We start from the raw sequence: 19,379 nt of genomic DNA, 5'->3' as shown, positions 1-19,379 counted from the left end.
CTCAGTCTTACAAGGGTTTGCCGCCCGCTTTTAAGAATATCTTATTGAGCATCTATTAGAAAACACGGCGATGTGAATATTCGGGTGTAGGCGATGCCGCGGAAGTCAGCAATCGAACAAAAGCCGTGTGACAGCCTGAATGCCGATGTGCGTCAGCTACAGGCGCAAACTGTCTGGGCGCGCAGTGTGTCGACCGTACTGACGAATGCGGGCATTTCTGCGTCGGCCTATGCGCTCATCTTCTTTCGGCAGGATACAGGGCAGGAAGGTATCTACTGGCTCGGGCTGATCTATCTGTCCCTGCTCTTCCGGTTCGGGATCTCGCGCTACATCAAGCATTTCGATCTGAACAGGAAAAATCCGGAAGCGAGCCTGTCGCTCATTACGCTGGGCTCCTGCTCGTCGGGCCTCGCCTGGGGCTCCCTCCCGTTTATTCTTCCCAATTTCAACGCCTTCAGCCTGGATGCGGGCCTGTATCTGATGATGCTTGGCATCTCGATCGGCTCTGTGCTGCTCGGGGTGGGCTATCGCTGGGTGTCCGTTGCCTTCTCGACGCCGATCCACCTCGCTGTCATCGTGTCGGTGGTCTCCACTGGCGGCATTTCGGGGATCATCGTCGCCCTGAACGTCGTCGTCCTCACCATCATCCTGCACAGAAGCTGTCAGAACAGCGAGAGATCGTTTCTCGAAAGCATTACCCGAAAGCTGGAAGCAACAGCGCTTGCGACATCTCTGACGGCAGCCCATTCGGAAATGCTGCAGGCCAACGCGCGACTGGAACTGCTCGCCAGCTGCGATCCGTTGACGGGACTTGCCAATCGCAGTGCCTTCAACTCGACGCTGGCAAACGCGATCCAGGAAGCCCGCGATACCGAAGGCAAGATCGGCTTGCTCGTCGTCGATCTCGACCGCTTCAAGCACGTGAACGATACGATGGGCCACAAGGCCGGGGATAGCTTGCTGACGGAGTTCGCCCAGCGCCTGCGCAATTCGCTACCGCCGGGCAACACGTTCATCGCGCGGCTGGGCGGCGACGAATTCGCCATAATCGTCACCGGTAACGATGCAGTTCTGGAAGCAACCCGCTCCGCAGACATCATTCTGCGTCAAGTCCGCAAACCATTCCTCCTCAGCGGTCAGAACTGTTCCGTCGGAACTTCGGTGGGGTTGGCGGTCTATCCCGATCACGCGACGCAGGCGGATGAATTATTCGTATCTGCCGATATGGCGCTCTATCGCTCCAAGGAGCAGGGACGCGGACGCTGGCGCAAGTTCGATCCGAAGCTGCGCATTGCAGCGGAGCGGCAGCGGCAGATCGAAGCCGATATTCTGGAGGCAATCGAGCAGCACAAGATCGAGGCATGGTTCCAGCCGCAGGTGTGTCTGCAGCGGGACATCATTCTCGGGTTTGAGGCGCTCGTGCGCTGGCACCACCCGACCCTCGGCTTCATTGCGCCCCCGGAAATCGTACAGGCCGCCTATTCGATCCAGGCATCCGACCGGCTGACCGGCGCCATTGCCGATGCGGCCTGCGCGATGCTCAAGCGCCTGCCAGAGCTCGGCCTGCCCGAAGCAACCGTTGCAATCAACGTTTCGCCGCGCGAATTCGCCCTCTATTCCGTATCCGAGATGCTGGATGCCAAGGTGAAGCAGCACGGCATCAAGCCTAGCCTGCTCGAGATCGAGATCACGGAGGAAGCACTGCTCGATACCGTCATCGCCGGAGAGCAGTTGAAACAGCTGGAGAGATCAGGCTTTGCGCTGGCCGTCGATGATTTCGGTGCCGGACACTCCTCGTTGACCCGCCTCATCGACCTGAAGGTTGATCGCCTCAAGATCGATCGCGGCATTACCACCGGCATTGCCGCGTCACCGCGCAACCAGGCCATCATTTCGGCGCTGATCCGGCTTGGCGAAGCGCTGTCCATGACCATTCTCGCCGAGGGCGTGGAAACGGAAGAGGAATCGAGAACCCTTCGCTCGCTCGGCTGCCAGATCGGCCAGGGCTACCTCTTCTCGCGTCCGATGAACGCCCGCGCGCTGGAGGAATGGCTGCGCCATCCACGTGCACGCAGCCTTCCCAAAGCAGCCGTCGCCTAAACGACACGGTACTCTACAACCGTTTCAGACAGTAGGAAAAGTGGGCGTCCGGCTCGACGGTCAGATATTCGAACTGCCAGCCATACTCGACGCAGAACTTGTTGACCGCCTGCACGACGCCATAGACCACCGGCTTGATGACATTGCCTGTGCAGAAATCATGGCCGCAGATCCGCCCGTCACGCTTGACCTTCTGGTCGCAGAGAACAAGCTCGTTCCAGGTATTCGCATAGGAATGATCGGTATCGATATAGACCCAGTCGAAGAAATGATCGGCAAATTCCGGCAGCATCTCGGTCGAGCCGCCAAGGTGCAGCAGCACCTGCTGTTGCCTGATCTCGCTGGCAAACATGCTGCTGACGCGCTCATAGCCTTCGTTGTAGCGCGTCAGATCCCAGGGATCGATCAGGTGAAGCTGAGCCGGACGGTTGTGATCCATGATCTCGCGCGAATAATCGCCAAAGGCGACGCCGATCTCCGCGACAATACCGCCATGGGGAAGCCGGTGAAGAAGCTCCGTACGGTTGGGAAGCAGACGGCAGTTTTCGGTGTGATGCAATGAAAGCATCGTGCGCGGCGTGCTGTTCTTCAGCTCGATGCGCTTCTCAAGGGAAAGCATGGGAAATGTGAACTCCGGAACGGGGAAGATTTGGCAATTCAGTATTTGCGTATAGCATCAAGTAACGCTGACCTCATATAGAGCGGCCCGATCAAAGATCAACGCGCCCGCTTGCGTCGCTACGGCTGTGAGCTGTTCCTAATTTGTTTCGCTGCCGCCCTTCCAATTTGGCAGGACTCTCGCCATATTCGCGTGCATGTCGAAAGCTCCGAAAAAATCTCCGCCCCAGAATTCCAGCAACGGTTTCGAGGAAGCGCCGCAGGCCGCTTTCGAAGGCGCCCCCCTGTCGGGCTCCTTGTCGGGCTCTGTGTCGGACTGGGTGAAACAGCTGGAAGCGGAAGCGGAGGCCTCTTCCGTCGAAACGCAGCGCGAAATCGCGTCCAAGGCGGGCAAGCACCGCAAGAAGATCGAGATCGCCGCGCGTGAGCAGGCCATCCGCGAGGCGAAGGAAGAAGAAGCCGCCCGAGCGAAGGAAGAGGCAGCCAGAGCGAAGCGCAGTGGCCAAGCGGCCGTGAGCACAAACAAAAAAACAACTTCACAGAAAACCTCCCGAGGCGTGTCCATCGGCGCGTCGTCGGATCCGAAAACGCGCGCCGCCGCCGGTCTCAATCCCGTCGCGGGCATGGATATGTCGCTGGAGGAGGCGCAAAGCCTTGCACCCGGGGCTGTGACCGCCACGGTCGATGCGCTGTCGAAGCTCATTGAAAGCGGCAATCCGCTGTTCAAGGATGGCAAGCTGTGGACGCCGCACCGTCCGGCCCGTCCGGCCAAGTCTGAAGGGGGCATTCCCATCCGCATGGCGTCGGAATATCAGCCGGCGGGCGATCAGCCCACGGCGATTGCCGATCTGGTGGACGGACTGAACAGCGGCGAGCGGAGCCAGGTTCTGCTCGGCGTTACCGGCTCGGGCAAAACCTTCACGATGGCGAAGGTCATCGAGGCCACGCAGCGCCCTGCCGTCATTCTCGCGCCGAACAAGACGCTGGCGGCGCAGCTCTATTCGGAATTCAAGAACTTCTTTCCCGACAACGCGGTGGAGTATTTCGTCTCCTACTACGACTACTACCAGCCGGAAGCCTATGTGCCGCGCTCCGATACCTTCATCGAGAAGGAAAGCTCGATCAACGAGCAGATCGACCGCATGCGCCACGCGGCCACGCGCGCGATTCTGGAGCGTGACGATTGCATCATCATCGCCTCGGTATCCTGCATTTACGGTATTGGTTCGGTCGAAACATACACCGCCATGACCTTCCAGATGGAAGTCGGCGACCGTATTGACCAGCGGCAGTTGCTGGCGGATCTCGTGGCGCAGCAATACAAGCGGCAGGACATCAATTTCGTGCGCGGTTCCTTCCGCGTGCGCGGCGATACAATCGAAATCTTTCCTGCCCACCTGGAAGATGCCGCCTGGCGCATCTCGCTTTTCGGAGACGAGATCGACTCGATCACCGAGTTTGACCCGCTGACGGGCCACAAGACCGGCGACCTGAAGTCGGTAAAGATCTACGCCAATTCGCACTATGTCACCCCGCGCCCCACGCTGAACGGCGCGATCAAGGCTATCAAGGAAGAGCTGAAGCATCGTCTGGCGGAGCTGGAAAAGGCGGGACGCCTGCTGGAAGCGCAGCGACTGGAGCAGCGCACCCGCTACGATGTCGAGATGATGGAAGCCACGGGCTCCTGCAACGGCATCGAAAACTATTCGCGCTATCTCACGGGCCGCAGACCCGGCGAGCCGCCACCGACGCTGTTCGAATATATTCCGGATAACGCCCTGATCTTCATCGACGAGAGCCACGTCACGATTCCGCAGATCGGCGGCATGTATCGCGGCGACTTCCGCCGCAAGGCGACGCTGGCGGAATATGGCTTCCGCCTGCCCTCCTGCATGGATAACCGCCCGCTTCGCTTCGAGGAATGGGATGCCATGCGCCCGCAAACGGTGGCCGTGTCCGCCACGCCGGGAAATTGGGAGATGGAAGCGGCGGGCGGCGTGTTTGCCGAACAGGTCATCCGTCCGACGGGCCTCATCGATCCGCCGGTCGAGGTGCGCAGCGCCCGCTCCCAGGTGGACGATGTTCTGGGCGAGATCAAGGAAACCTCGCTCAAGGGTTACCGCACGCTGGTCACGGTTCTCACCAAGCGCATGGCGGAAGACCTCACCGAATATCTGCACGAACAGGGCGTGCGCGTGCGCTACATGCACTCGGATATCGATACGCTGGAACGCATCGAAATCATCCGCGATCTGCGCCTCGGCGCCTTCGATGTGCTGGTGGGCATCAACCTGTTGCGCGAGGGTCTGGATATTCCAGAGTGCGGCTTCGTCGCCATTCTCGATGCGGATAAGGAAGGCTTCCTGCGTTCGGAAACCTCGCTCATCCAGACCATTGGCCGCGCGGCCCGTAACGTGGATGGCAAGGTCATCCTCTATGCGGATAATGTCACCGGCTCCATGAAGCGCGCGATGGAAGAAACCAGCCGCCGCCGCGAAAAACAGATGGCCTATAACACCGAGCACGGCATCACGCCGGAATCGGTCAAGGCGCGTATTTCGGATATCCTCGATAGCGTCTACGAGCGCGATCACGTGCGTGCCGATATCTCCGGTACCGCTGGCAAGGGCTTTGCCGACGGCGGGCATCTGGTGGGCAACAATCTGCAGGCTCACCTCAATGCGCTGGAAAAGAGCATGCGCGATGCCGCCGCAGACCTTGACTTCGAAAAGGCCGCCCGCCTGCGCGACGAAATCAAGCGCCTCAAGGCGGTCGAACTCGCCAGCATGGATGACCCTATTGCGAAGGATGAGGCCAAGGCGCAGGAAGGCGTAAGACGCAGCGCAGAGGCCACGCGCCAATCCTTGGCACCGGAAGCAGGCAGCAGCTACTTCGCCAAGCCCTCCCTCGACGACATGGGACCGGGCACCGATACGGCCAAACCGCTGTTCCGCAAGAACACTCTGGACGAAATGACGGTTGGACGAACCGAAAAGCCCGTACCCGGCAAGCTGCCGGAGAAGCCGCGGCATGACAGAAGCCACGAGTCGATCTCCCCCCTTGAGGGGGAGATGTCCGGCAGGACAGAGGGGGGCAAGCCCCGCCACTCTCCACTTCTAGAAGGCCAGCCGGAACGTCTGAATTCAGACGACCCCCGCCCCCTCGTGCGCGGCAAAGTCGGCGTCGGCTCCTACGAAGATCCGGCAGAACAAAAGCGCAAGAGCCGCACCAAGGGCAAGACCGGCAGACCAGGGCGGTAAGTCCTGGTCATGGCGCTCCTCGAATTTCTGGGTGATATTCTCAGCTACATGACCGCCGGTAACCGCGCAAAATCGCGGCCTTTGCTGTCTATGGAAATTCCCAAAGCAGTCAGCGGAAACTCGAAATTACGCAGTGGCATTCCTCAATGATGGAGGGACGGCGTCAACTATTCAGCCGCCTATCAAATTCACCTAGGAAGTCTTTCACCTCCTTATAGCGTAAATCGCGCTCCTTTTTATTGTTTACGCCTTCACGCGCCGCAATCAGGTACTCTCCTGACACCACCTGCGGGAATTCAATTAGGGCTCCATCCAATAAGCCAGCAGCAGCTTTTTCGGCTAGATCGCTATTCTTCGCAAGAACGCAAAAAAGCGAGAACGCGTTCGATTTTGTCAACCAGAAGCTTTGCTTGGAGGCCTCGGAAGAGTTAATTGCACCAGCAACAAAATTGAAATTTTTGATAATAATATTACGGTCTGGAAAAGAATTATTATAATCATCGAGACAGTCTTTCACCCTCTCATTTCGGTTATAAGACCCCTTCAAGTTATAAGCCATTAGATTTAGCGTAAACATGAGATGATTCATTCTCTGAATTTCATATTCGGTAAAAAGTTTACTTTCAAGAATCCATTTTTTGAACTCGGATACATCCACCTTTCTGGCCCAATTTAGAAATTCTTTGGGTATGTTCGGATCATAGACAAAAGACTTTTCATCGAATTCTTCGGCATCTGGATCCTCGAAATCCAGCTGTCCATTCAGAAGCTTGGCCGTCATCATAAATTCGCCCGAAGAATACTCGGACGATAGTTTTTCAATGGCGGTCATAGAGTAATATGTGCGATTAAGCCTTTTGAATATTTCAAACAGAGCAGGATCATTCTCTCCTAGATCGAGATCAACCAAACTTACTTCGTACTTGAGAAAATCTTCCTGGATCTGCTGAGGCATTTCATCAAACAATTCTCCATTGTATCGAAAGCCTCCGTTTATAAAGTCTATTATCGTAGTAAGACGTTGCTGACCGTCGACCACACATGACGTAGTCTGCTTTGTTTCAATATTAATGGTCCCTTTAGCAATGAATATCTGCGGAAAAGGAAACCCTTTTATGATTGTATCGATAAAATCTGTTTTGTGTATGTCACGCCAAACGTAATTCCTTTGAAAGTAAGGAGACAATATAAGGCGACCTTGATTGACCTCATTAAACAAGTCTACGACCTGCTTAGTACGCGCATTATACCTGATCATTTCCTCAACTCTCTTATTGTTGGAATTTGCTTCTGAATGAAGCAGTCTTCGCTTAGGTAAATCGCAGCGGTCAATTCTGCGCAGACGTCATTATATTCAGTTCTAATTTCATTGAAGAAATCCATCCATTCGGATTTGAATTTTCCCGCTGGCAATAGATCTGGTCGTATCATGCCGCGTTGCGAAACGTAAAATTTAAAGCTCTCCACTCCACTTTCGCCCTTACGCAATCTTGGAAAACTGCTAGTATTTTGAAACGAATTTGTGGATGTAATTACCCAGCTTAAATACTTCGAAAATAGATTCGAGCTTATGATAGCAAGATCAAGATCGGACCGCTGAGGATTGTAGGGCGTCTTCTTGAAAGCGCTCTGACCTAAGTGGCCCGAACCCGCAAGCTTTATCGACGCTAATTCAATCGAGAAATGACTTGCAACACGCATCTTAAGCTGATGCCAGCGATGTTCATTACCTTGGAAGCACGCAGGAAAATTGGAAAGATAGATGGCCGCGCTTTTGAAAGCATCATCGGAATTGAGATTCAATATATTTACATGTCGCGCATCTAACATAGCTGCCCCGCAAATTCATGCGCACCTACTTATCGCGCTTAGATTGAAAACACAATCACGTTATTGCCCGCTGAGATTTTGACCCTCTAATCATTCGGACTTTTGCACGGCATTTTGTTTAAGTGCCTCAACAACTCTACTGGAAATACCCCGAAGTCGTAATTGCGGTATCAGAGGTTGGTCAATGGCGGCAGATTATCTAAGTCTCAGACGCTTGGCATTAGAACGTCATGCTTCTTGCCGTTGCGATGGGGTCGTAAATTTAGGAGGCTTCCCCCCCCTCACTCTTCCCTCACCCCCAGCGCCACGACATCCACCGGCTGCACCCGCCCGTCCTCGATCACCCCACCGCGCGGCAGGTTGGCGGGCCACACCCTTTCCGCGCCGTTTGGGCCACGTCCGGCCACGCGCCAGCGCCTTGCGCGCCCCTCTCGCCATCGCAGCAGCAAATGCAGCAGGCCCAGCACGAAGACCGGCGGCACGAGCAGCCATAGCGCCTTGATGATATCCGGCGAGGCGCGGAAGGTGGCGAGCAGGTCGGCAGCGAGATTGTAGTTGTCCATGGCTCAGGCGCCTCCCGGTCTACGCCCTTGATGCGCAGAGCGCGGGCAGCAAGGTGAGCAGGTACACGCCCGCCCACCCGCACGCCGCATCGCATCACACGCATCGTTTCAAACGGGGGAAGGCGCGCCAAAGGCCAGCTTGCACAGGAATGCCCCGCAATGCCCAATCGCAGATGAGGCAGCGTGAAACACCAAAACGGCCGCACCGGTCCCGCAATCGTTTCCGATTGGGGGCTGGTGGTGCCGTGGCCTCTGGCGGCCGGGGAGTTAGAAAATCGTCAACACACGACCGCCCTGACCTTTGGGTGCAAGCACCTTGGACATACGTCAGGGCCTCCCCAGCCATAGAAGGTGGAGAGCTTTATAGGGCAAGCTCAATCACTCAGCCACCAACCAGTGACTGAGAGGGCATCTCATATCGCGGATGCCAGCCGTTGTTGAAGGGGTTTCTACGCCCCGGAACCGGCCCGTTACTTCCGGTTCCGCAGCCAGCCTATGCCGCCGAGGTTGCATCTGCAATTGCAAGATGTGGGGGATTTATTCCGTGCATGCGCATGCAATCAGGCGCTTGAGAGCCTGGGGGCGTGGGCGCAACGCAAAAGTTTGGTACCCCCCTCTGTCCTGCCGGACATCTCCCCCTCAAGGGGGGGGGAGATCGATTCGTGGTTAGCCCTTCGCTCCAGATCTTGCCCTATCGTGCGTAGCAAACCCCATCGACGGGAGATGGTGTACGAGCATCAGCCGTTCTGCCGATCTCCCCCGCTTCAAGGGGGAGATGTCCGGCAGGACAGAGGGGGGTTAAGCCCCGGATAAAGACTGTGCGTCGAGCACTCAAGTCCGATCCGACCCACCTACGTTCGAAAAACCGTCGCCGTCTCCAATATTTTTTCACCCCTCACTCCGCCACCCTATTCCACCCATGTTTCAATTCCCTCGTTCCGCAACGGTTACACCGGCAGGCGTGCTGGCGATGCGGGACCGGCGCGGGTGTGAAGGGGTAGACGCAAAACCTTCACCTCCGGGTTCGCGGAAAATGGTCTCCCTCTGGCGACACGGGGGAAATGGCAGGGCTTCGGATCTAACCCTCCATTTCATCTCCGAACTGGCGCGTCAGGCGTGCCTGTGTGGCACACATGGGGAATGGTGTCGGGAAGGTCTGTCGGGTCAATCCGCCGGATCACCGGGAGCCGATAGGTTTCAACAAACCTTTCCGGCAGCCATTTCAGGCAGAGAGACCGAAGTCGCGGGCAAAAACCGCTGAACGGGGCGCTGAGAGGTGTCACCTTCTACTACCATATCGAGGCAGCTTTCAGTGCCCCGACCGAATACCCCGTATCCCGACAAGATACGGCCCGAACTGACCCTCACACCACGGGCAGGTTCTGCCGCGTGAACGAGCATGCGCGTCTTCAAAACAGGGAGCGACGATGGACGCTACAGTCAATAATCCCGACACGGATCAGAAAGAGCACACCATACGCAAGATCAGCGAGGCACTTGCCATGCCGCTTCTGAATTGCCGCAACCGTGAATGCCGCCGCAGGCTGGCGTGTTGCGGTCCGGAAAATGCCCTCCTACCGGTTTGCTGGTCCAGCATGCCGCGCAGCATGGGCGAACCATCTCTTGCATTTGGCGAAGGCGTTTTGGCACTGCACAACGCCTTCCTCCTGAAACAGAAACAACCGGAATATCCGGCCAGGATTGATCCCGTTCAAATGGCGGTGGCGGAGAGCACTATTCGTGCCCTCATTCCTCGTCGGCAGTGGAAGCAGCTTCGACGCTGGTTCATTTCGCTCGGGCGTTGATCACGAATTGCTGATTGTTAAACGGCCATCAACCGGTTTTTGCGATACATCTTCCTAAGACAGCAGATACGCAGAAGGACTGAGAATGATCGGCTTCATCAACACGCACAACCAGCCCGTTTTCATCAATCCGGCGCAGGTGCTCTACGTGACCGTTTATGAAGCCGATGTCTCGATCATCGCCCTTGCCATGGCGGGTCAGGGCGGCAAGCCGCTTTCGCTCTATGTGCGCGGCAGCGCCGATCAGGTTCAGCGCCGCATTGCGGGACAATTGCACGAGGATGTCTGAGCCGATCAACCGGCCAGTCGCTCTCCATCCGCCGTCGATCCCTTGGGACCGGCGGAGAGATCAACCGCAGCAAAAGCGGTGGCGATAAGGTCCGGGTCAGCACCCGGCTTCGTCGCCTCGGAAGACAGGATCTGGCGGAACCGTCGCGCACCGGCAAAGCCCTGGAACAGGCCCACCATATGCCGCGTGACATGGTGCAGGCGCCCGCCGGAGGCGATCACCTCGTCCGCATAGGCCATCATCGTATCGCGAAGCGCCAGCCAGTCGAACTCCCGCTCCGGCTCTCCATAGACCGCCGCATCGACACCCGTCAGCAACCCGGCATTCTGATAGGCAGCCCGGCCAAGCATCACGCCATCGACATGTTTCAGGTGCTCGCCCGCCTGATTCAAATCCTGAATTCCGCCGTTTATCCCGATGAAAACATTGGGATGTTCGCGCTTCATGGCATAAACCAGAGCGTAATCCAGCGGCGGAATTTCCCGGTTCTCCTTCGGGCTCAACCCTTGCAGCCAGGCCTTGCGGGCGTGGATCCAGACGGCATCGCTGCCCGCCGCAATAACCTTGGCGAGGAAATCCGGCAGCACCGTTTCCGGCTCCTGATCGTCAACCCCGATGCGGCATTTCACCGTCACCGGCAGGTTCGTCACCGCCTTCATCGCCGCAACGCAATCGGCCACGAGGTCCGGCGTCTTCATAAGGCAGGCGCCAAAGGTGCCACTCTGCACCCGGTCGGACGGACAGCCGACATTGAGGTTGATCTCGTCGTAAGCGAAGTCCGCCGCGATCTCCACCGCCTTCGCCAGCTTGGCCGGGTCGGAACCTCCCAGCTGCAGCGTCACCGGATGTTCTGCAGCATGGTGCGACAGCAGCCTCTCGCGCGGACCGTGGATGATCGCATCCGCCACCACCATCTCGGTAAACAACACCGCATGGCTCGACAATTGCCGGTGCAGATAGCGGCAGTGTCGATCGGTCCAGTCGATCATCGGGGCGACTGCGAACAGCCTATGGCGGTTCAGATACTTGTCTTTCAACATGGGAGAAATTTCGTTCCAGCTCTCTTGGGCGCGCTACCCTCTACCACAGGATGCCGGAGGAAAGAACCCGCAGCATGACCCGCCTATTTATACAGAACCACCAGCAGTCCGCGCACGGTTTCGGTGCCTGCATTGGCAATGGCATGCGCCACGTCAGCGGGATAATGCGCGGTTTCACCCTCCTTGAGGACGACACTCACCGCGCCGCTCTGCACCTGGAATTCGCCATCCAGAGACGTGAAATGCTCGAAGGTGCCAAGCGTATGCGGATCACTTTCCAGCCTGCCGCCCGGTTGAATTTCCACCTCATACCATTCGGTCTGGCCCGCCAGTCTCGGCGGACCGAGTATCTTGAGCTGACAAAGCCCGTCAGCGCTTTGAATACGCGGCGTCAGGGTTCCGGTGGTAATCTCGATCTGCACTGTCTGTCTCTGGGAGGACGTCCCGCCGATCAATTCGGCAACATCGATCTCCAGCGCCTGCGTCAGGCTCCAGACGACGGCGAAGGTGGGATTTGCCTCGCCCCGCTCTATCTGGCTGAGCATGGATTTGGAAACGCCCGAGCGCAGCGCAAGCTGTTCCAGCGTCAGCCCCTTTCGCTTGCGCTCCTTCTGTACGGCAGGACCAATCTTGGGCGTTCGTTTCGACAAGGGCATCCTCGCATATCTTGAACCAGAATTCCTTTATATCGGAATTCGTTCACTATCAAAAGCATCGATTTAAGTGGATCACTCTTGACGAATGATCCAATATAGTGAATTTTTCCGACATAACGGAATGGAGGATCCATGTCGCTCAAACTGGAAGATCACATCAGGCAGGTTCTGACGCAGATTGAGGCGGATGGCCTCTACAAGCGCGAACGCAACATCACCAGTCCACAGAGCGGCTCGATCACGATTTCGGCCGCTGGTGGTGACCGTCGCGTGGTCAATCTCTGCGCCAACAATTATCTCGGGCTGGCCGACCACCCTGAAATCATTGCTGCAGCAAAGCATGGGCTGGATGCATTCGGCTTTGGCATGGCGTCCGTCCGGTTCATCTGCGGCACGCAGACGCTCCACCGTGAACTCGAGCACACCATCGCCCGCTATCTGGGCAAGGATGACGCAATTCTCTTTGCCGCCTGTTTCGATGCCAATGGCGGTGTCTTCGAGCCGCTGCTCGAAGCCGAGGACGCGATCATCTCCGATAGCCTCAACCACGCCTCGATCATCGATGGCGTGCGTCTGTGCAAGGCCAAGCGCTTTCGCTTTACCAATGGCGACATGAACGAACTGGAAGATCGCTTGAAAGAGGCGGATCTGGCAGGCTCACGCTTCAAGCTGATTGTCACCGACGGCGTGTTTTCCATGGATGGCTATATCGCCAACCTGCCCGCCATCTGCGAACTGGCAGAACGCTACAACGCACTCGTGATGGTGGATGATTGCCATGCCACCGGCCATCTGGGTGAAGCAGGACGAGGAACGCCCACCCTCACCGGCGTTGGTCAGAAGGTGGATATTCTGACCGGCACGCTGGGCAAGAGCCTCGGCGGCGCCATGGGCGGCTATGTGGCCGCATCGCAGCCGATCATCGATCTCTTGCGCCAGCGCGCCCGCCCCTATCTCTTCTCCAACAGCCTTGCACCTGCCGTTGCCGCAGGTTCCATCAAGGCGATCGAGATTGCAGAACAGGCCGATGATCGGCGGATAACGCTGGCAGCCCATACGAAGCGTTTTCGCGAAGGCATGCAGACAGCCGGGTTTGAACTGTTGCAGGGCGAAACCCCCATCATTCCCGTCATGCTGCACGAAGCACGGCTGGCGCAGGACATGGCGCGCGCACTGGATGAGCGTGGGGTGTTCGTCGCGGGTTTCTTCTTCCCGGTCGTGCCAAAGGGCAAAGCCCGCATTCGCACGCAGATGTCTGCCGCGCTGACGACACAAGACATCGATTTCGCCATCGCCGCCTTTACCGATGCCGGCAAGTCGCTCGGCATCATCTGATTTGTTTCTGGGAGATTACTCGTGAAAGCTCTTGTCAAAGCGCACGCTCAGCCGGGTCTCTGGCTGGAAGAGCGGCCAGTGCCCGAAATCGGACCGGACGACGTTCTGGTGAAGATCCGCAAGACCGGCATCTGCGGCACCGACATCCACATCTATGCCTGGGACGAATGGGCGCAGAGAACAGTTCCGGTACCCATGGTGGTCGGCCATGAATATGCAGGCGAAATCGTTCAGGTCGGCTCGAATGTCCGCAATCTGCAGATCGGGCAGCGCGTATCGGGCGAAGGCCATGTCATCGGCATGAAAAGCCGCGCCGCGCGCGGTGGGCGTTATCACCTCGACCCGGAAACCAAGGGCATCGGCGTCAACATCCCCGGCGCTTTTGCCGAATATCTGGCACTGCCCGCCTTCAACGTCGTACCGCTGCCCGATAGCGTCGATGATGAACTGGGCGCAATTCTCGATCCGCTCGGCAATGCAGTCCACACCGCCCTCTCCTTCGATCTCGTCGGCGAAGATGTGCTGATCACCGGCGCCGGGCCGATAGGCATCATGGCGGCGGCCATTGCCCGCCATGTTGGCGCTCGGCACGTGGTCATCACCGACATCAACCCCACGCGCCTTGCGCTCGCGGGTGAGGTCGCGGATGTTGTCCCGGTCGATGTCAGCAAGGAAGATCTGCACGACGTAAAGGCCCGCCTAGGCATGAAGGAGGGCTTCGACATCGGGCTGGAAATGAGCGGCGCTCCGCCCGCTTTCGCGCAGATGGTCGATCATCTGGTCATGGGCGGCAAGATTGCCATGCTGGGCATTCCGGCACGCCCTGCGCCCGTCGACTGGACCAATGTCGTCTTCAAGATGCTGACCATCAAGGGCATCTACGGCCGCGAAATGTTCGAAACCTGGCACAAGATGCTTGCCATGCTGGAAAGTGGGCTGGATGTCCGCAAGGTCATCACGCACCGGATGTCCGCCAGCGAGTTCAAGACCGGCTTCGATATCATGCAGGGCGGCAATAGCGGCAAGATCGTTCTGGACTGGACGACCTGACGACGAACCCTCTCCTCCCGACTGATCGGTCGCGAAAGCGCAAATGCGTTCGCGACCGCATCCTGAAGTTCGCCGATGCAGGATTCTGCATCCTCGCATGCAGAATCAATTTCAGATCTCTGAAAAATGTCCTAAGCAAAACAGCACTGTAAAAGGCATTGAGGAGAGACACCATGACCGACGCGACCACAACCGTCATTCCGGCACCGCCGCTGACACTGCTACCGGTCAAGGGCTCCTCAGCCACCTTCCCAGTCCGCCGCGTATATTGCGTTGGCCGCAACTATGCCGACCATGCCATAGAAATGGGCCACGATCCTTCCCGTGAGCCACCCTTCTTCTTCCAGAAGAACCCGCAAAACCTCGTAACGGACGGACGTTTTCCCTATCCTCCCCTCTCGGAGGATGTTCACTTCGAAGTGGAACTCGTCATGGCGCTGAAAGCCGGCGGCGACAACATCGCGCTGTCGGACGCGCTGGACTGTGTCTGGGGTTACGGCGTGGGAATCGACTTCACCCGTCGCGATTTGCAGGCCGCCATCAAGAAGGCGGGTCGCCCCTGGGAAGCGGCAAAGGCGTTTGAAGCATCGGCTCCGGTTTCCGCACTCGTTCCCGTCGAAACGACTGGTCACCCGCATACAGGCGCCATCTGGCTCGATGTGAATGGAGAGCGCAAGCAAACCGGCGACATGGCGCAGATGATCTGGAAGCTGCCGGAAATCATCGTTGAACTATCGAAGCTCTTTACGCTGGCGGCAGGCGATATCATCATGACAGGAACCCCTGCAGGTGTTGGCCCGATCGTCAGAGGCGACCACATCGCCTGTGCCGCGGAAGGTGTCGCAGAGTTTTCTGTGACCGTCATCTGATCAAAGTCTGGGAGGACATCTGTCATGCCGATATATGCGCTGGGCGAATTCGAACCGAAGCTACCTGCATCCGATCGCTACTGGATCGCGCCCGGCGCGCATGTGATGGGCAAGGTCGATCTCGCAGAAGATGTCGGCATCTGGTTCGGTGCGGTCCTGCGCGGCGACAATGAATGGATCACGATCGGTGCTCGCACCAACATTCAGGAAAATACCGTGATCCACACAGACTGGGGTTCGCCGACAACAATCGGTGAAGACTGCACGATCGGCCATTCCGCCATCATTCACGGCTGCATTATCGGCAACAATTCGCTGATCGGGATGGGCGCCACAATCCTCAACGGTGCAAAGATCGGCAACAACTGCCTTGTCGGTGCCAATGCGCTTGTGACGGAGGGCAAGGAGTTTCCCGATAATTCGCTGATCGTCGGCTCGCCAGCCAAGGCTATCCGTACACTGGATGAGGCATCAGCGGCGAAGCTCAAAGCTTCGGCACTCAACTATACAGAGAACTGGAAGCGCTTTGCATCTGAACTAAAGGAGATTTAGCAATAGACGTCTGATTAAAATCATAAGAACAAAATTTACTTTTCCCGCTTAGCTTCGCCTCAAGCATAGGACCGCCGCTTGACGCGGACAGGTGGGAATCGATGATCGATACACGCTTTCAATTGGACGACAAACGTCCACTCAGATCGTTGGTGGATGAGGCGTTAGCCCAGGCCCCGCGCAAAATGCGTTTCCCCAAGGCGCTATCCCATTCCTACGGTGCCTATTCCGCCGAGATGAGATCCCGAAAGTCGCTGCCTGCCGCAGCCATCTGTCTGGCGCTCTTCAACTGCGGCCTGATTCTTGACTATAAATTCGCGTCCGGTCTGATCTGGCAGTTCTTCGGGATCCGTTTCTTTTGCACGACCCTGCCAATTCTTTTCGTGATCTGGGTCAGCAACCGGTTTCTGAACCATGTCTTCCGGGACTGGTCGATCGCAGCGAGCCTCGTCTGGGGCGCGGTCATGCTGAACGTTCTGGTCGAAATGCGCGGTTCGACGGCTGCTCACCTTGCGTTCAGCATCGGGCTCTATCTCATCGTCATCAATATCGTATTTCACCTCAGGCCGCGGGTGGCGACGACCCTGTCGGTCGGCGTGTGTCTGACCACCGTCCTGATGACATGGCAAAGAATGGTCAAGTTCGACGACCAGACAATCCTCGCCATAACGTTCCTGATCGCGGCCACGATCATTACCCTGCTTGCCAACTTCCGACATGATGCAACCATGCGGCACCTGTATCTGCTCATTCTGCGCGAACAGATCCGTACGCAGGACATGGAACAGGCAAACCAGGAACTGAGCGAAATTTCCTATACGGACGCTCTCACGGGTGTTTCAAATCGCCGCCGCTTCGACCTCGAGTTCGAACTTGCCTGCCGGAATGCGCGCGAACAGTACGGCGTCCTCGGATTGCTTCTAATCGATGTGGACCACTTCAAACGGTACAACGACACGCACGGCCATCCGGCTGGCGATGCGTGCCTGAAAGAAGTGGCCACACGAATTTCGGAGCAAACCCGCCGGGAACAGGATATCATCGCCCGCATCGGCGGCGAGGAATTTGCGATCATTCTGCGGGATACCAGTCCGGACGGTGCCGATCGCGTTGCATCCCGAATTCACGCGGCAATGCAGGCGCAGTGGCCTCAAGATCTGCCGCCCGTGACAGTCAGCATCGGCTTGGCCATCATGACGGGACCCTCAGCGACGTCCATCATGCAAGCAGCTGATACAGCGCTCTACGAGGCCAAGGAGCGCGGACGCAACCGTACCATCACCACGGCGCTCGCTGCCTGATCAATTGTTGCAGGCAGCGCAGAGCCCGCGTATCTCGATGGTGGTTTTCGAAGGTTTGAACCCCTTGCCGCGCGTCCACTGGTTCAGTTGATCATCGATTACATGATCATGAAACTCACTGACATGACCGCAGCTCTCGCAGATCGCGAAAGCCACTGTACCATGCGAGCAGCATGTATGTTCGCGATGCGCGCAGGCCACGAAGGAATTCAAGCTTTCCAGCCGATGCACCAGGCCAAATTCCAGCAGCTTTTCCAGCGCCCTGTAGACCTGCAACGGTGCCCGAAACCCATGATCTCGCAGCTTGTCGAGAATGGTATAGGCGCTCAGAGGCCCCTCGGATCGGGTCAGCACATCGAGCACCAAAGTCTGGTTCTTGGTGAGATTGACCGTACTCATCGGCGTCCTCCTGAAATGAGATCAGTCTGCGCTTCCCGACGACCGGGTCGCGGCAGAAGACTGATGATGAAAAGAAGCAGGGCCGCAACAACGATAGATGGCCCCGAAGGCGTATCCTGATAAAGCGAACCGAACAGGCCGAGCACGACCGATACCGCACCAAAGATGGAGGCGAGAACCGCCATGCGTTCGGGGCTGCCGGCGAACTGGCGCGCCGTTGCGGCGGGAATGATGAGCAGCGCGGTGATCAACATGATGCCGACGATCTTCATTGCGATTGCAATGACCAGCGCCATCAGCAGCATGAAGCAAAGGCGGGCCCGCTCCGGGTGCAGCCCCTCAGCCTCAGCCAGTTCATGGCTGACTGTAGAAGCGACCAGAGGCCGCCAGAGAAACACCAGGCTGACCAGCACCAGAGTGCCACCGCCCCAGATCAACGCGATATCCATCCAGGTCACCGCGAGGATATCACCGAATAGATAACCGATCAGATCAATCCGGACCCAGGTCATGAACGCCACCATCACAAGGCCAATGGCGAGCGTCGAGTGAGACAGGATGCCAAGCAGCGAATCCGCTGAAAGTGCATGCACCCTCTGCAACAAAAGCAGCAGAAGAGAGACGGCTACAGCAACAGCGAATACGCTGATCAATAGATTGGCTTCCAGCAACAGGGAGAGCGCCACGCCCAGCAGCGCCGAATGTGCCATCGTATCGCCGAAGTAAGCCATACGCCGCCAGACAACGAGACAGCCCAAAGGTCCAGTTGTAAGCGCGAGACCCACTCCAGCCAGTAGAGCGCGAATGAAGAAATCGTCAAGCATGGCGATCCCCCGCCAGGCCGGGCGCATGGACGTGCTTGTGGTCGTGACTATGTTCATGACCGTGATGATGATCATGGCCGTCGTAATGATGTCCATCCTCGGGGTGGCAGTGATCGGTGATGGTACCATCCCGATGCTGGACGCGCCCATCGGGCAGGTGTGTATGGTCATGTTGGTGATTGTAGAAGGCAATGCCGGGGCGGGACGCGCCGAACAATCGACGATAGTCCTCGCTCTGGCTGACGGCAGCAGGCGTTCCACGGCAACAGACATGGCCATTCAGGCATACAACCGTATCGGTGGCTGCCATCACCACATGCAGATCGTGCGAGATCATGAGGATGCCACAACCGGTCTTGTCCCTGATCTCGCCAATCAACTGGTAAAGCGCCGTCTCCCCGGCAAAATCCACGCCCTGAACGGGCTCATCCAAAACCAGCAAGTCAGGATCTCGGGCAATCGCACGGGCAAGAAGCGCACGTTGAAATTCACCGCCGGACAGGTGCTGTACTTCCGCCTTCACAAGATGCGGGATCGAAACCGCATCCAGCGCCGCATCCAGCCTGTCCTTGCTCAGTGGCCCCGTAAGCCTCATCAGCCGTTCGACGGTTAAAGGCATAGTCCGATCTATGGCGAGCTTTTGGGGAACGTAGCCCACCTTGAGGCCCGCAGACCGCTGCACCTGCCCCTCGTCCGCCTTCAGAACGCCAATGGCAAGCTTTGCGGTTGTGGATTTGCCCGCTCCGTTCGGGCCGATCAATGTAACGATCTCGCCTTTACGAAGCGTGAGATCGATGCCGCGCACGAGCCACCGCCCTTGTCGGCGGATGCCCGCATTCGACATGGTCACGAGAATTCGATCGGAGGTGCCCGGCTCAGCCAGCATGA

The 19,379-nt window shown here is 57.5% G+C and carries 17 protein-coding genes; 9 read left to right on the top strand and 8 right to left on the bottom strand.

What is annotated here, in order from left to right; all coding sequences use genetic code 11:
• The first annotated feature begins 93 nt into the window (after positions 1–93).
• On the top strand, positions 94–2,100 hold the full coding sequence (locus tag ASD54_RS08995; protein ID WP_062554243.1) for an EAL domain-containing protein: 2,007 nt from the start codon (positions 94–96) through the stop codon (positions 2,098–2,100).
• Between the two features lie 13 nt (positions 2,101–2,113).
• Here ASD54_RS08995 and ASD54_RS08990 read toward each other — a convergent pair whose 3' ends face one another.
• Positions 2,114–2,719 (bottom strand): class I SAM-dependent methyltransferase, encoded by a 606-nt coding sequence (locus ASD54_RS08990; protein ID WP_062554242.1) that lies wholly within the window; start codon positions 2,717–2,719, stop codon positions 2,114–2,116.
• A 196-nt stretch (positions 2,720–2,915) separates the two neighbouring features.
• On the opposite strand from ASD54_RS08990, the gene uvrB reads away from it, so the two are divergent.
• A complete protein-coding gene (uvrB, locus tag ASD54_RS08985; RefSeq protein WP_062554241.1) occupies positions 2,916–5,978 on the top strand; it encodes an excinuclease ABC subunit UvrB in 3,063 nt (1,020 codons plus the stop codon).
• A 163-nt stretch (positions 5,979–6,141) separates the two neighbouring features.
• Here uvrB and ASD54_RS08980 read toward each other — a convergent pair whose 3' ends face one another.
• Together ASD54_RS08980 and ASD54_RS08975 are read right to left on the bottom strand one after the other, a co-directional pair.
• Positions 6,142–7,197 (bottom strand): DUF262 domain-containing protein, encoded by a 1,056-nt coding sequence (locus ASD54_RS08980; protein ID WP_162249568.1) that lies wholly within the window; start codon positions 7,195–7,197, stop codon positions 6,142–6,144.
• A gap of 892 nt (positions 7,198–8,089) precedes the next feature.
• Complete coding sequence (locus ASD54_RS08975; RefSeq protein WP_062554239.1) at positions 8,090–8,371, bottom strand: hypothetical protein; 282 nt, start codon at positions 8,369–8,371, stop codon at positions 8,090–8,092.
• 1,427 nt (positions 8,372–9,798) lie between these two features.
• Between ASD54_RS08975 and ASD54_RS08970 the strand changes: the two genes are divergently transcribed.
• Both ASD54_RS08970 and ASD54_RS08965 read left to right on the top strand, forming a co-directional pair.
• Positions 9,799–10,176: a hypothetical protein gene (locus ASD54_RS08970; RefSeq protein ID WP_062554238.1), complete on the top strand. Its 378-nt coding sequence runs from the start codon at positions 9,799–9,801 to the stop codon at positions 10,174–10,176.
• An 85-nt stretch (positions 10,177–10,261) separates the two neighbouring features.
• Positions 10,262–10,465 (top strand): hypothetical protein, encoded by a 204-nt coding sequence (locus ASD54_RS08965; protein ID WP_062554237.1) that lies wholly within the window; start codon positions 10,262–10,264, stop codon positions 10,463–10,465.
• A gap of 5 nt (positions 10,466–10,470) precedes the next feature.
• On the opposite strand, the gene dusA is transcribed toward ASD54_RS08965, so the two are convergent.
• Positions 10,471–11,505 carry a tRNA dihydrouridine(20/20a) synthase DusA gene (gene dusA / locus ASD54_RS08960; protein ID WP_062554236.1) on the bottom strand — a complete coding sequence of 345 codons (1,035 nt, stop codon included), beginning with the start codon at positions 11,503–11,505 and terminating at the stop codon, positions 10,471–10,473.
• 83 nt (positions 11,506–11,588) lie between these two features.
• Positions 11,589–12,161 (bottom strand): XRE family transcriptional regulator, encoded by a 573-nt coding sequence (locus ASD54_RS08955; RefSeq protein WP_062554235.1) that lies wholly within the window; start codon positions 12,159–12,161, stop codon positions 11,589–11,591.
• Between the two features lie 132 nt (positions 12,162–12,293).
• Here ASD54_RS08955 and ASD54_RS08950 point away from each other — a divergent pair, with 132 nt between their 5' ends.
• From ASD54_RS08950 to ASD54_RS08930, 5 genes are all read left to right on the top strand, one after another.
• Complete coding sequence (locus ASD54_RS08950; protein WP_062554234.1) at positions 12,294–13,496, top strand: glycine C-acetyltransferase; 1,203 nt, start codon at positions 12,294–12,296, stop codon at positions 13,494–13,496.
• 21 nt (positions 13,497–13,517) lie between these two features.
• Positions 13,518–14,546 carry an L-threonine 3-dehydrogenase gene (gene tdh / locus ASD54_RS08945; protein WP_062554233.1) on the top strand — a complete coding sequence of 343 codons (1,029 nt, stop codon included), beginning with the start codon at positions 13,518–13,520 and terminating at the stop codon, positions 14,544–14,546.
• Between the two features lie 173 nt (positions 14,547–14,719).
• On the top strand, positions 14,720–15,415 hold the full coding sequence (locus ASD54_RS08940; RefSeq protein WP_062554232.1) for a fumarylacetoacetate hydrolase family protein: 696 nt from the start codon (positions 14,720–14,722) through the stop codon (positions 15,413–15,415).
• 24 nt (positions 15,416–15,439) lie between these two features.
• On the top strand, positions 15,440–15,967 hold the full coding sequence (locus tag ASD54_RS08935) for a gamma carbonic anhydrase family protein (protein WP_062554231.1): 528 nt from the start codon (positions 15,440–15,442) through the stop codon (positions 15,965–15,967).
• Between the two features lie 101 nt (positions 15,968–16,068).
• Positions 16,069–17,268 (top strand): GGDEF domain-containing protein, encoded by a 1,200-nt coding sequence (locus ASD54_RS08930; RefSeq protein ID WP_082547152.1) that lies wholly within the window; start codon positions 16,069–16,071, stop codon positions 17,266–17,268.
• Here the strand turns inward: ASD54_RS08930 and ASD54_RS08925 are convergent, their stop codons facing one another.
• The 3 genes from ASD54_RS08925 to ASD54_RS08915 are packed head-to-tail and all read right to left on the bottom strand — an operon-like array spanning position 17,269 to position 19,377.
• Complete coding sequence (locus ASD54_RS08925) at positions 17,269–17,667, bottom strand: Fur family transcriptional regulator (protein WP_062554229.1); 399 nt, start codon at positions 17,665–17,667, stop codon at positions 17,269–17,271.
• Positions 17,664–18,491 (bottom strand): metal ABC transporter permease, encoded by an 828-nt coding sequence (locus ASD54_RS08920; protein WP_062554769.1) that lies wholly within the window; start codon positions 18,489–18,491, stop codon positions 17,664–17,666. The genes ASD54_RS08925 and ASD54_RS08920 overlap by 4 nt, the downstream gene beginning before the upstream one ends.
• Positions 18,484–19,377 carry a metal ABC transporter ATP-binding protein gene (locus ASD54_RS08915; protein ID WP_062554228.1) on the bottom strand — a complete coding sequence of 298 codons (894 nt, stop codon included), beginning with the start codon at positions 19,375–19,377 and terminating at the stop codon, positions 18,484–18,486. The genes ASD54_RS08920 and ASD54_RS08915 overlap by 8 nt, the downstream gene beginning before the upstream one ends.
• Positions 19,378–19,379 lie beyond the last annotated feature (2 nt).

Source organism: Rhizobium sp. Root149 (genome assembly GCF_001427345.1).
Classification (GTDB): domain Bacteria; phylum Pseudomonadota; class Alphaproteobacteria; order Rhizobiales; family Rhizobiaceae; genus Neorhizobium; species Neorhizobium rhizoryzae.
The sequence above is the reverse complement of the archived record's forward strand: the minus strand, read 5'-3'. Positions and strand labels throughout refer to the sequence as shown.